At 55.2% G+C, this 12,843-nt stretch carries 13 protein-coding genes and 1 tRNA gene; 10 read left to right on the top strand and 4 right to left on the bottom strand.

All coding sequences use genetic code 11. From position 1 onward, the window contains the following. Positions 1–65: 65 nt before the first annotated feature. The 4 genes from NQU42_RS02850 to NQU42_RS02835 all read right to left on the bottom strand — a co-directional run bounded on the left by NQU42_RS02850 (position 66) and on the right by NQU42_RS02835 (position 2,263). Positions 66–443, bottom strand: a complete 378-nt coding sequence (locus NQU42_RS02850) for a hypothetical protein (protein ID WP_296608881.1) — start codon at positions 441–443, stop codon at positions 66–68. Between the two features lie 18 nt (positions 444–461). After that, positions 462–535, bottom strand: a tRNA-Thr gene (locus NQU42_RS02845). Next, on the bottom strand, positions 504–1,484 hold the full coding sequence (locus tag NQU42_RS02840) for a TIGR00269 family protein (RefSeq protein ID WP_296608880.1): 981 nt from the start codon (positions 1,482–1,484) through the stop codon (positions 504–506). The genes NQU42_RS02845 and NQU42_RS02840 overlap by 32 nt, the downstream gene beginning before the upstream one ends. Positions 1,485–1,510: 26 nt before the next feature. Continuing rightward, entirely contained in the window at positions 1,511–2,263 is a 753-nt protein-coding gene (locus NQU42_RS02835; protein WP_296608878.1) for a peptidylprolyl isomerase, read from the bottom strand. A gap of 262 nt (positions 2,264–2,525) precedes the next feature. Here NQU42_RS02835 and NQU42_RS02830 point away from each other — a divergent pair, with 262 nt between their 5' ends. The 10 genes from NQU42_RS02830 (at position 2,526) to NQU42_RS02785 (ending at position 12,785) form a co-directional block, all read left to right on the top strand. After that, positions 2,526–3,617, top strand: coding sequence for a radical SAM protein (locus NQU42_RS02830; protein ID WP_296608877.1), 1,092 nt, complete (start codon positions 2,526–2,528; stop codon positions 3,615–3,617). A gap of 662 nt (positions 3,618–4,279) precedes the next feature. After that, the gene (gene mcrB / locus NQU42_RS02825; RefSeq protein WP_296608875.1) at positions 4,280–5,584 is read left to right on the top strand and encodes a coenzyme-B sulfoethylthiotransferase subunit beta; all 1,305 of its coding nucleotides are present in this window, start codon (positions 4,280–4,282) and stop codon (positions 5,582–5,584) included. A 56-nt stretch (positions 5,585–5,640) separates the two neighbouring features. Beyond that, a complete protein-coding gene (gene mcrD / locus NQU42_RS02820) occupies positions 5,641–6,111 on the top strand; it encodes a methyl-coenzyme M reductase operon protein D (protein ID WP_296608874.1) in 471 nt (156 codons plus the stop codon). Positions 6,112–6,113: 2 nt separating this feature from the next. After that, the gene (gene mcrG, locus NQU42_RS02815; RefSeq protein WP_296608873.1) at positions 6,114–6,881 is read left to right on the top strand and encodes a coenzyme-B sulfoethylthiotransferase subunit gamma; all 768 of its coding nucleotides are present in this window, start codon (positions 6,114–6,116) and stop codon (positions 6,879–6,881) included. A 13-nt stretch (positions 6,882–6,894) separates the two neighbouring features. Continuing rightward, positions 6,895–8,574, top strand: coding sequence for a coenzyme-B sulfoethylthiotransferase subunit alpha (gene mcrA / locus NQU42_RS02810; protein WP_296608871.1), 1,680 nt, complete (start codon positions 6,895–6,897; stop codon positions 8,572–8,574). A gap of 50 nt (positions 8,575–8,624) precedes the next feature. Then, a complete protein-coding gene (gene zupT, locus NQU42_RS02805; protein WP_296608870.1) occupies positions 8,625–9,383 on the top strand; it encodes a zinc transporter ZupT in 759 nt (252 codons plus the stop codon). Positions 9,384–9,393: 10 nt separating this feature from the next. Next, positions 9,394–10,644, top strand: coding sequence for a cation diffusion facilitator family transporter (locus tag NQU42_RS02800; protein ID WP_296608868.1), 1,251 nt, complete (start codon positions 9,394–9,396; stop codon positions 10,642–10,644). A gap of 133 nt (positions 10,645–10,777) precedes the next feature. Then, a complete protein-coding gene (locus NQU42_RS02795; RefSeq protein ID WP_296608866.1) occupies positions 10,778–11,029 on the top strand; it encodes a DUF5320 domain-containing protein in 252 nt (83 codons plus the stop codon). A gap of 71 nt (positions 11,030–11,100) precedes the next feature. Next, positions 11,101–11,934 carry an ATP-binding protein gene (locus NQU42_RS02790; RefSeq protein ID WP_296608864.1) on the top strand — a complete coding sequence of 278 codons (834 nt, stop codon included), beginning with the start codon at positions 11,101–11,103 and terminating at the stop codon, positions 11,932–11,934. Further along, a complete protein-coding gene (locus tag NQU42_RS02785; RefSeq protein WP_296608862.1) occupies positions 11,931–12,785 on the top strand; it encodes an ATP-binding protein in 855 nt (284 codons plus the stop codon). Before NQU42_RS02790 ends, NQU42_RS02785 begins: the two co-directional genes overlap by 4 nt. Positions 12,786–12,843 lie beyond the last annotated feature (58 nt).

Here is a 12,843-nt window from a genome sequence, read left to right as displayed (position 1 = left end):
TCCGCCGTCAGTATCGCAATGGTTGAGGCCAGTATTTCGCAGTCCGACAATTGGCCAACAGCGGCTCAGCTTATCACGTGGCGTATTTTGTAAACTGTCCTGGGCGCTGTCAGGTTGAGCGAGATATAGGGAGGCGAGATGCTCAAGTTCATGAGCATTGATAGCTCCGAGAACAGCGTGTTGTTAACAAGATCGCCGATGTAAGGTGGGCTGTAGATCATGTTGATTGATGTGCGGTCTGTCGAGACGTAGCCTGAATACTCTGATGTCTCTCCGGCGGGCGGGGCCTGTGATGTGGTCTGATTTACCTTCCTGCCGGAGAAGAGCTCCTCGAGCTCCTCGAGTTCGCTCTTCGATATATCCTTCTCAACAACCTTAGGTATTGAGAGGGCAGGTGAGAGCATAAGTGAGGCCACAAGCACCAGCGCCATCAATCTCTGCATTATAACCCCCACAGGAGAAGCCCCGGGCGTGATTCGAACACGCGGCCTAGTGATTACAAGTCACTCGCTCTGACCAGCTGAGCTACCGAGGCGAATATCGGGGCATGAGTTCTTGCTTTTATGACTTAAAGGCTTTGCTCTGAATCCCTCGAGCAGCTGGCATGTCTTGCACATACTGCTCCCAGCAGGCTCGCCGCACCTCTTGCACCGCTGGAGCTCAACATGAGCATCGGGCGCAAGCTCGCGGATCCTGTCGAATCCCCTCAGGACCGAGTACTTCGTGCCAGGATGTCCCGCCTCAAACTCGTTCAACATGTTCTTGACCTCAAGACGCATCGCTCTGGGGACGTTCGGGCAGGATTTGTGAGCGCGGGGGAATATACCGTGAAGCATCGCGTAGGTCGCGACCTCCCGCTCCGGAATCCTCCTGAGGGGCTTTATCCTGTAGACCATCCCCTCCCTGGGGCTCTTCGGCACAAGCCTGAAGAGCCTCTCGACATCGCCCCTCAGGTAGTTCAGAAGGATAGTCTGGGCTTCGTCATCGAGGTTGTGTCCTGTGGCAAGCGCGACAGCGTTGAGCTCCCTGGCAGTTTTGTTCAGCAGGTGCTTTCTCATGACGCCGCAGTATGTGCATGGAGCCTGGCTGAGATCCTCTCTTGCGATCTCATCAGTGGTTATGCCGAACTCCTCTCTGAAGCTGAGGGTGATGTGGGGCACCTCGAGGCGATCCGCGAGCGCAGAGGCAGTTTGGAGAGTCCCCTCCCTGTAGCCGCTTATGCCCTCATCTACCATCAGTGCGACGAGCTCGATATCTTTGCGGTGAGAGAATATCCTCTTCAGCGTGTAGAGCAGCACAGAGCTGTCCTTCCCTCCGCTGAGGGCGACGGCCACCCTGCCTCCTCTGGAGAATATGCGGTAGGCTCTGAGCGTCTCACGGATCTTTCTCTCTATGTCCTCTTCGAAGTGCTCAGCGCAGAGATTGAGGCCTGAGTAGCGCTGGTGTATCACCGAGGGCCTGCTGCACCTGCTGCACGGGATCATAGTTTGTATTCGGGCCGGAGCAACTTCTATGCTCCTGGCTGGGTCTCGCCGCCCTCTCCTGACCCTTCGCTCTCCTCCGTCTGCTTCTCAGGAGGCGATATCAGCTCAGCACGGAGCCTGTCCTCTGGGGTATGCCTCTCGACGAACCTGACCTCCTTCAGCCCCAGGGTCCTGAGGGCCATATCTGCGAGCCAGCGCCTTATCATGAGCCAGTCCTTGAAGTAGGAGATCTCCCACGGGACGATTATCTCAGCCACGTCGTCTGTGATCCTGGATTCGAGCTCGATATCGCTGAAGATCTTGATCATCGCTCTGAGCTTCTCCTCTCTGTCCTCTATGCGCTCCAGTATCTTGTAATCGAACCTCACGCTCTTATCGGCGAAGGGATGGTTGAAGTCGATCGTCGCCTTTCTCCCGACGATCCTTGTAACTGTCCCTATTTTGCCATCGACGGAGACGCGCATCCCCGGATATGGCTTCTCCTCCTTGAACCTGTTGAGCATCACACTTTCAATCTTCTTCGGATCGCGAACGCCGTATGCCTTCTCAGGCGGCAGCTCGACAGATCCTGAATGCCCAGGCTCCTTTCCAATGAGCTCCTCCTCGAGCCCGGGAACTATCTGGCCCGCTCCCAGTATCACGATCCTGGGGCCGTAGGCCACATTCTCGTCGTATATCCCGTTCTCTCTCGCGACATCTGCGCTTGTGGATGTGAAGACCCTGCCGTCCACGATCCCTGTATATTCCAGCTTTATAATATCTCCTTTATTCAGACTCATCTCATAACCATCCTGATGATCGAGACAGATAACGCACAAGAACCATGGGTACTTTTACTTATATCTATCTGGTGTGGCACTGCGGCCAGGCAGGATAGATCATGGTTCGATGGGCCGAGGTCGAGGATGAGCGTGCAGGGCTGCACGCACTGGAGAAGCTGCAGCTTCACCTCTCTAAATATAGATTGGCTTCTGGGAAAGTTGCCGGGAACTCTGTTAGGAGAGCGATAAAGCTATAACTGACGTGGGCTATTACGCATCAATGACTCAGCTACTAAAGACCGCAGCCCTTACGGTCGAGTTCATCGATGAGGCTCGGAGGATCGAGGCACACGGGGCCCTCTCGCTTATGGTCCAGCCGGTACTGAAGAAGATAAACGAGAGGCTGGCGGAGGAGAAGCCCGCGCTTGTCAGGAGCGATGCGATAATACCATCAACCTGGCTGCCGCCGATACCGAGCGGGCCCTTCAGGCGGCTCATCACAAATGAGGCAAGGATAGCGATAGGCCGCGAGGTCCCCCAGACGGTAAGCATAGAGGTGACACGCAGGTGCGGGTGCAGGTGTGAGCACTGCACTATACAGGAGGGAGAGGGCGAGCTCTCCTCGGAGGCGATCAGGAGCGTCATAGATCAGGCTCTCGATCTCGGTGCGTGCATAATCACGTTCACAGAGGGCGATCCTCTCCTCAGGCCCGACATCATCGATCTTGTCAGGTATGTGGATAAAGAGAGGGCTGTCGTCAATCTCTTCACCCCGGGGCTTGAGATGACCCCTGAGATCGCTGATGCATTGAGGGAGGCGGGCCTTTACAACCTGATCATAGGGGTTTACAGCGCCGACCCCGGAACCCATGATGGGATCCGCGGCGTCGTCGGGGCTCACGAGAGGGCTCTGGACGCCATCAGGATGGGGCTGAAGGCAGGGCTGATGGTTACGATGTCAACTCATGTTAACTCCGAGAGGGTCAATACGCTTCCGGAGCTCTACGAGCTTGCCAGAGAGCTGGGAGTACATGAGCTATCTGTGTGGGAGGCGATGCCAAAGAGTGAGGAGGAGCGATTGACCCGTATCGACAGGGAGAAGATCATACGATTCTACAGAAAGATCAACGCATCCCAGGACGGGCCGAGGGTCTTCGCAAGCACGTACTTCGAGGGCGAGATGCTGGGATGCATGGCAGGCAGACGCTGGCTGCATGTGGGTGTGGATGGGGGAGTCAGGGGATGTCCTTACCTCCGCACGGTCTACGGGAACGTTCTGGATGCACCCCTATCTGAGATATGGAGGGCGATGAGACGTTCCGGTGATTTCAGCGGCTTCAACTCCGAATGTCCGGCTCAGGAGATCGTATGAATAGCGCTCACGGTCCTGTTTCCAGACTGTGTTATCAAGTTCAATTCTACCATTTATTAACATCTGATCACGGTGATATCTGGAGCTGAGGCAGAATGGCTTGCATCCTCTTTTCAATTGTTAAACTTTCAGTTAATATACTTTTTATGTTTTGAATTTATAGGCAGAAAAACGCGCCATTATTTTATGCCATATGACTGTATAAATGTAGCAAAATATCATATCATGTAACTTTGTAAGTAAGTTCTGCACTCGTCAGCAGACCACATCGAGTATTAATTATATAATATAATTAAGAATAAACCATCCTTTGAGGCGTCGCGCAGAAATATGCCTCAAACAAGACCGTGCGGATTTGCTCCTGCGATCAGCGATGCGGATCTGCCAGGTGGTATGATTTTTGGCATTATCAGTTATTAAAATATATGGTGTTTTTTAAAAGATTTTGTTATTTATAAATTCTCTCGGGAATCTTATTAAAATAATTTATGATTTATTTTGAATCTCGATCAAAACATTTAAGTAGATATGCATCGACTGTATTAGCGGCGGGAGGTTGTAATGATATGGCCGGACCTGGATACGGCTTGATGTCGTATCATCGCTCCAGGGTACGGTTTCCATTGCGCCTTTCTGCTAAAATGTAAAGGAGGATAAGGAACGTGTCTGACAAGATAGACATATATAGTGACCGTGGGGTTCTTTTAAAGAGTGACGTTGACCTCAGCGCCATAAGCCCACTCAGAAACGCAGCTATCCAAAAGCTTGCGAAACTGACAAGGCGAACTGTCGCAGTAAACCTGGCAGGAATTGAGAATGCTCTTAAGACAGGACGCGTCGCTGGCGGCAGAAGGCAGATCAAGGGCCGCGAGCTGAACTACGACATAGTCGCAAATGCAAAGCCACTCGCTGAGAAGATAAAGGCGCTTCTCCAGGTAACACCCGGCGACGATACAAATGTGCAGGTCCTCGGCGGAGGCAAGCAGCTCCTCGTCCAGATCCCATCGGCCAGGGCGGAGATCGCCTCTGAGTTCGTGGTTGGAATGACAGCTGCCGCAGCTGCCACTGTGGAGGCCATCATCCAGCACTTCAAGGCAGGGCTCTTCGATGCCCCGATGGTCCATGCTGCAGTCTGGGGCGAGTACCCGCAGACAGTCGGCATGAACGGCGGAAACATCGCATCTGTTCTCAACATCCCCCAGAACGATGAGGGTCTTGGCTTCGCATACAGGAACGTCATGGCCAACCACATCGCTGCGATCACAAAGAGGAACGCGATGAATGCCGCATCCCTCGCCGCAATACTTGAGCAGATGGGCGAGTTCGAGATGGGCAATGCGATCGGCATCTTCGAGAGGCATCAGCTCCTTGCTCTTGCGTACCAGGGCCTGAACGCGGATAACATGGTCTATGATCTGGTCAAGAAGAACGGCAAGACGGGCACAATAGGCACAGTCGTCCACAGCGTCGTCGAGAGGGCGCTTGAGGACAAGATCATAAAGCCCGGCAAGAAGTTCCCCTCCGGCTATGTGATGTATGAGGCCACCGATGTATCCAAGTGGAACGCATACAACGCAGCTGGCGTTCTGGCTGCCACGATGGTCAACTGCGGTGCTCTGAGGGGCGCCCAGGCTGTATCCTCGACGCTGCTGTACTACAACGATCTCGTCGAGAAGGAGACAGCTCTGCCTGGATGCGACTTCGGCAGGGTGATGGGTACTGCAGTCGGCTTCTCGTTCTTCAGCCACTCGATCTACGGCGGCGGTGGACCTGGCGTCTTCAACGGCAACCACGTCGTGACCAGGCACTCCAGAGGCATGGCCATACCCTGCGTCGCGGCTGCTGTGGCTCTTGATGCCGGCACACAGATGTTCACACCCGAGATGACATCCGGCCTTGTCGGGGCCATCTATGGAGAGATAAAGGAGTTCCGTGAGCCGATTGTATCGGTGGCGGAGGCAATCTAAGATAGGCGAAACACATGGTCACTATTAAATCAGACACGGAATCGGAGCCAGTCCAGGTGGAGATCTTCCCCAGCAGGTTTCTGTCTCCGGAGACCACTCAGAAGCTCCTGAACGAGCTCTACAAGAGCGGCGGCATTGTCCGGATGATGATCCAGGGCCCGAACCTTCCACGGACGGTGACATACGGCCCTGGAAAGGGCCTGCCCATAGAGGAGCATCGCAACCTCCTCGTGGAGGTTGGTGGTGAGATCCTCGAGCTCAGGGTCAAGGTCGGCAGGATCAGAGTGGAGCTCGAGGGTGAGGAGTTCCTTCCTGGGATCCAGGCAGCGTGTGAGCGAGCGCTGCCCTTCGGCTTCCAGATAAAGAGGGGGAAGTTCTTCCGCGAGATCTCCACGATCTCCGACTACGCCAAGTACGGAAAGGATGCTGATAAGCGCATCCTGGGACTGGTCGATCCGCGAGCCAAGAAGGAATCAGCTCTGGCCATTCTGTCTGAAAAAGATAGTGACGAGAAGGAGGAGAGATAAATATGGCATACACACCCCAATACTATCCCGGCAACACCTCTGTTGGAGCCAACAGAAGGAAGCACATGTCCGGAAACCTCGAGAAGCTCAGAGATATTCCCGAGGCAGATGTAGTTGCTATCATGGGCCACAGGGCCCCCGGTGCCGACTACCCGAGCACCCATCCACCGCTGAAGGAGATGGGTGAGCCTGACTGCCCGATAAGGCAGCTCGTCGAGCCCACACCAGGCGCTGCCGCAGGAGACCGTGTCAGGTACTCCCAGTTCGCTGACTCGATGTACTTCGCCCCGTCGATCCCGTACTGGAGGTCCTACTGGGCAGCGATAAACTGCAGAGGCGCGGATCCAGGCACCCTCTCAGGCAGGCAGATCATAGAGGCCCGCGAGAGGGATATCGAGGCATACACAAAGAAGCTCATGGACTCTGAGATGACAGATGTCGCAAGATGCTCCATGAGGGGCTGCACGGTCCACGGCCACTCCCTGAGGCTTGAGGAGAACGGCATGATGTTCGACATGCTGGCCAGGACCGAGATGGGCGCTGATGGCAACGTCTATTACGTAAAGGACCAGGTAGGCATACCGCTGGACAAGAAGATCAATGTCGGCAAGCCGATGAGCGAGGATGAGCTCAAGAAGCGGACCACGATCTTCAGGTATGACAATATATCATTCGGCGGCAAGGTGGGCGCTCGAAAGTTCGATGAGGCGCTGGAGGCTCTGCATCACATGTGGGAGCTCAGGACAAAGTGGGGCTTCAGGCCGGAGTGAGGAGGCGAGATAAATGGCAAAACTTCATACCAAGAAGCTATTCGTTAGGGCTCTGACAAAGAAGTTCGGAAAGGACTTCGATCTCTCGAGCCAGAAGACCGAGTACAAGAGGCTCGGTCCCGAGCAGAGCGCTCGTAAGAGAGAGTTCATGGAGTATGCTAAGAAGCTGGAGGGGAAGCGCGGCATATCGTTCTACAACCCGTATGTGCACTGCGGCGGAATTCCGCTGGGCCAGAGGCAGCTGGTCCCCTACAAGCTGTCCAACACTGAGTACATAGTTGAGGGCGACGACCTGCACTTCGTCAACAACCCTGCGATGCAGCAGATGTGGGATGATATACGCAGGACCGTCGTCGTGGGCCTCGATATGGCTCATGAGGTGCTCGAGAAGCGCCTGGGCAAGGAGGTCACACCCGAGACGATCAACAACTACCTCGAGATCCTCAACCACGCGATGCCAGGCGCAGCCGTGGTCCAGGAGCACATGGTCGAGACGCATCCAGGGCTGGTAGAGGACTGCAACGTCAGGGTCTTCACCGGAGACGATGACCTCGCGGATGAGATCGATCCACAGTACCTCATAGATATCAACAAGCTCTTCCCGACAGACCAGGCGGAGCAGCTCAAGGCAGCCATCGGCAAGACCACCTGGCAGGCAATCCACATCCCCACGATCGTGGTAAGGAGCTGCGATGGCGGAACGACCTCAAGGTGGAGCGCGATGCAGCTCTCGATGACGTTCATCGATGCGTACAACATGTGCGCCGGTGAGGCTGCTGTCGCTGACCTGGCGTATGCAGCGAAGCACGCCGCTGTTCTCCAGATGTCCGACATGCTGCCCGCACGCCGCGCTCGCGGTCCCAACAACCCGGGCGGCCTGAGCTTCGGCTTCCTGGCTGACATGGTCCAGACCTCAAGGGTCAAGCCCTGGGATCCGACACAGGTCTCGCTGAACGTGGTCGCTGCAGGCACCATGCTCTACGATCAGATCTGGCTGGGCAGCTACATGTCCGGAGGCGTCGGATTCACACAGTACGCCACAGCAGCGTACACCAACGATGTCCTGGACGACTTCTCCTACTATGGCGTCGACTATGCCGTAGATAAGTACGGCGGCTTCGCCAAGGCGCCTGCCAACCTGGAGGTCGTCAAGGATCTGGCCACAGAGGTCACGCTCTACGCGCTTGAGCAGTACGAGTCGTTCCCGACCCTGCTTGAGGATCACTTCGGTGGATCCCAGAGGGCAGGAGTCACAGCAGCCGCTTCGGGAATCACCTGCGCCATAGCGACGGGCAACAGCCAGGCAGGCCTTGCAGGCTGGTACCTCTCGCAGCTGTTGCATAAAGAGTCCCATGGCAGGCTCGGGTTCTTCGGCTACGACCTGCAGGATCAGTGCGGCCCGACCAACGTCTTCTCGTACCAGTCGGACGAGGGCAACCCGCTCGAGCTGAGGGGCGCCAACTATCCGAACTACGCGATGAACGTCGGCCACCAGGGCGAGTATGCAGGCATCTCAAGCGCCGCTCACGCTGGCCGCGGAGACGCCTTCGCATGCAACCCGCTGATCAAGGTCACGTTCGCCAACCCGGCGCTGGTCTTCGACTGGACCGATATCAGGCTCTGCTTCGGCAAGGGCGGTGCACGAGAGTTCCGCGCTGCCGGCGAGAGATCACTGGTCATGCCAGCTGTGTAGGCCCTCGGCCTACAAAACTTTTTTATTCACCGCATCTCAGAACCTTCTGAGTGTCAGGAGATCTTCTCGCAGCGCTTCTTCTCACACTGCTTGCGGGCGGCGCTACCGGCATAGGCAGTCTGATCGCGTACATTGTGCCGAGACCCAGCATGCGCTATCTCTCTCTGAGCCTTGGTTTCGCATCCGGGGTCATGATCTACGTGGCGTTCGTGGACCTCTTCTGCGTCTCCAGGCAAACCATCGGCCTGGCATACTCCAACATATTCTTCATCTCAGGTGTTATCCTGATGTACATCCTCGATCATACGGTGCCCCACATCCACATCAACGGGCAGACAGATGCCCACTCCAGAGCGCTGTACAGGAGCAGCATAATGTCTGCCATAGGAATAGCCATTCACAACCTTCCTGAGGGCATGGTTGTGGCTCTTGTATCCCTCTCAGACCTCCGTCTGGGGTTACCCATCGCGCTGGCGATCGCAATTCACAACATCCCAGAGGGGATCGCCTGCAGTGTGCCGTTCTACTGTGCCACGAATGACAGGAGAAGATCCTGCATGATCTCCTTTGCAGCCGGAATGACCGAGCCGCTGGGTGCCATTCTGTCTCTTCTGCTTCTCTATCCTTTTCTGAACCAGTGGATCCTCTCAGCAGCTATCGCCCTTGTATCCGGGATCATGGTCTTCATCTGCATCGACGAGCTGATCCCGATAGCAAACAGATACGGCAGCGAGCATCTTACAAACCTCGGGATCATCGCGGGATTCGCTGTTATGATGATCAGCCTTGTACTGATGGAGATCCCTTAAGAGGTTTTGTGTGAAGATATATAGCGGTGGGAATACAGGATATGATGAGAGAATGACCGGAGTGAGGATGCCTGACGATCCTGTGCAGAGGACTGCCATCTACTCTCTGCTTCTGAACATATTCCTTGTTGGCGCGAAGCTCGTGCTCTCAGAGCTCTCGGGCAGCCTCTCGCTTCGTGCAGATGCCATCCATTCCATGGTTGACGTCCTCGCATCTCTTGCGCTGATTGTCGGACTGCTGATCTCCACCAGAAAGAGCAAGAGCTTTCCGTACGGTCTCTACAAGGTTGAGAACGTGGTCTCTGTTGCAATATCGATTCTGCTCTTCCTGAGCGCTTACGAGATCGTCATGGCTGCTTTAAGGGGTGGGCAGATCTTCCTCGCATACAGCGGGTGGCAGCTGCTGGCAGTGCTGTCCCTTGTTCCAATCCCGTTCATCTTCGGGCGGTACCAGATACAGATAGGAAAGAGGTTCGGCTCTCCAAGCATGATTGCAGACGGCGCCCAGCACCAGGCGGACGTCCTCACATCATCAATTGTCTTCATAGCGTTTCTGGGGCAGATGGCAGGAGTTCAGCTGGACAGAGCCGCTGCTGTGGTGATTGCTCTCTTCGTCGTAAGGGCTGGCTGGGATATCCTGGAAAGCGGCATGCGTGTCCTGCTCGATGCCTCTGTCGATCGGGGGACACTGGAGAGGATACGTTCGATAATCGAGGGGTTTCCAGAGGTGGTCTCTGTAAAGGAGGTGGTCGCAAGGAACTCAGGGCGTTACCTCTTCGTGGAGGCGAGCGTGGTTTTTAGATTGAAAGATCTGCAGAGGGCACATGCTTCAGCAACCCGCATCGAAGAGAGCATCAGGAGGGAGGTGCCCGCGGTGGATCGCATCATAATCCACTATGAGCCCATGGCGAGGAGCGTCATGCGGTATGCGATTCCTCTTGCAGATCCAGCTGGAGAGGTGGGGGTGCACTTCGGAGAGTCGCCCTATTTCGCCATTGTGGATATCGATACCGTGGAAAAAAAGGTGATAAGACAGGAGATCATCGCGAACCCCTATCTTGGGATGGAGAAGGGAAAGGGCATAAAGGTCGCAGAGCTCCTTCTCAAACACAAGCCTGACATGGTGCTGACGAGGGAGAGTCTGAAGGGCAAAGGTCCTGGTTACGCATTTTCTGAGGCTGGGGTTGAGACCCTCCAGATCCAGAGATCCTTCCTGAAGGAGCTGATCGATGATCTTCTCCGAGGCCAGCAGCTGGCATGATCCAGCAATTCTTGTTTAAAAGGCCGGCTTCCGAATGGCTCGCACCCTCCAGAGCCGTAGTGTCGCGGCTCATGCGAAATATTTAAGTACTTATTCTCATAAGGAAGTAATAACTGTATGGAGGTGAGATGATATGCCCTGGGGAGATTGCACAGGACCGTGGTGGCTGCCTGGAAGAGGTTACAGAGCACCGGGCTTCTGGAACCCCTGGTGTCGAGGCAGTTGGCTCTGGAGGAGCTTTGGAAGAGCCGGTTACCCGTGGTATCCCTTTCGGGAGCCGACGCCTGATGAGGAGGCTCGCTACCTGGAGGATATAGCTGCGGATCTGGAAGAGGAGCTCAAGGCGGTCAAGGAGAGGTTGGATAGGCTGCGGTCAAACAGATGACCGCAGCGTTTTTAATCTGTGCTCTGTTTGTTGTGTCTTTTAATGTCAGCGTTTTGTCAGGAGAGCTGTGATTGATCGTATCAGTTGCCAGCGGGAAGGGCGGGACCGGAAAGACGCTTGTGGCCACCAGCCTTACAGTGTCCGTGGAAAATTCCCAACTTCTGGATTGTGATGTCGAGGAGCCGAATGCGTTCCTCTTCTTCCCTGAGATGAGGCTTCTCGATCGGAGAGAGTGCTCTGTAACAGTACCTCAGATCGATGAGGAGCTGTGCGTGCACTGCGGCAGGTGCTCTGATGTCTGCGCATTTAACGCGCTCGCAGTTATCCCCAGCAGAGTTGTGGTCTTTCCTGAGCTCTGCCATGGATGTGGGGGGTGTCTCATAGCCTGCCCCGAGAAGGCCATCTCTGAGGTGCCTCGCAGGGTAGGCTGGATATCAAGAGCTAGATCAGGAGATCATGAGCTTGTGTGGGGAGAGCTGGAGATCGGAGAGGCCCGTTCAACGCCACTGATCAGGGACGTCAAGAGGCATGCTAAGGGAGATACCGTCATAGTGGACTGCCCACCTGGCGTATCGTGCTCCGCGGTGGAATCCGTGCGTGATACTGACTTCTGTCTCCTGGTGGCTGAGCCGACGCCGTTTGGTCTTCCTGATCTTGCTCTCGCGCTGAAAATGCTCGAGAGAATGTCCATTCCGCGGGGAGTTCTGATCAATAAAAGCGGCATTGGCGATCGCGAGATCTACAGCTACCTGGAGAAACGGGATGTGCCTGTCCTGATGGAGATACCGATGAGCAGGGAGATAGCAGAGCTGTACTCCCGCGGCGTGATCTTTGTGGAGAGGATGCGCGGCTGGAAGGAGCGATTCGTGAACCTTGCTGAAAGGATAAGGGGGATGTCGGGTTGAAGCAGATAGTCGTCATCAGTGGGAAGGGCGGCACAGGCAAGACCTCCATAGTTGCATCCTTTGCAGCGTGCGCATCTGGAAGGGCGGTGATCGCAGACTGTGATGTGGATGCGCCCGACCTCCACATAATCCTGAATCCTGTTGTGAGAGAGCGGCGCGATTTCTTCGGGATCAGAAAGGCCTCTATAGATAAGGAGAGGTGTACAGAATGCGGCGCATGCGTCGAACACTGCCGATTTGACGCCATAAAGAACTTTGAGGTTGATCCTTCTGCATGTGAGGGCTGCGGCGTGTGCATGCTCGTATGCGTCTCGGATGCTGTGAAGATGGTCGAGCACCTCTCAGGCCATGCGTACATCTCGGATACGAGATACGGCCCGCTCGTCCACGCGGATCTATTTCCAGGAGAAGAGGCATCTGGAAAGCTTGTGACGATGGTCAGAGAGATGGCCCGGAGTCTGGCTGAATCTCTGAAGATGGATATGGTGCTCATAGACGGGTCGCCCGGAACAGGCTGCCCTGTAATAGCCTCTCTGTCAGGGGCTGATCTGGCACTGATAGTCACGGAGCCCACGGTCTCAGGGGTACACGATCTCGACAGAATACTTGATGTTGCGGAGCATTTCAGGATCCGCGCGATGGTGTGCATAAACAAATATGACATCAATGAGGAGACATCAGAAAATATCGAGCTTGCATGCAATGGACGCGGGGTCGAGATGATCGGCCGGATACCATTTGACACAAACGTGATCGATGCAATGGTCCGGAGCGTGCCTGTGGTGGAGCTGAGCACTCCTGCAGCCTGCTCGATAAAACAGATATGGAGCCGTCTGGTGACATCTCTATGAGAGCATCATCTAGACATTGTATATGCATCATATGAAAGCTGAGTTTTTATCCGGACAT

The organism is Methanothrix sp. (assembly GCF_024518575.1).
GTDB lineage: Archaea > Halobacteriota > Methanosarcinia > Methanotrichales > Methanotrichaceae > Methanothrix_B.
Note: the sequence above shows the minus strand (reverse complement) of the source record. Positions and strands in the feature narration are given on the sequence as shown.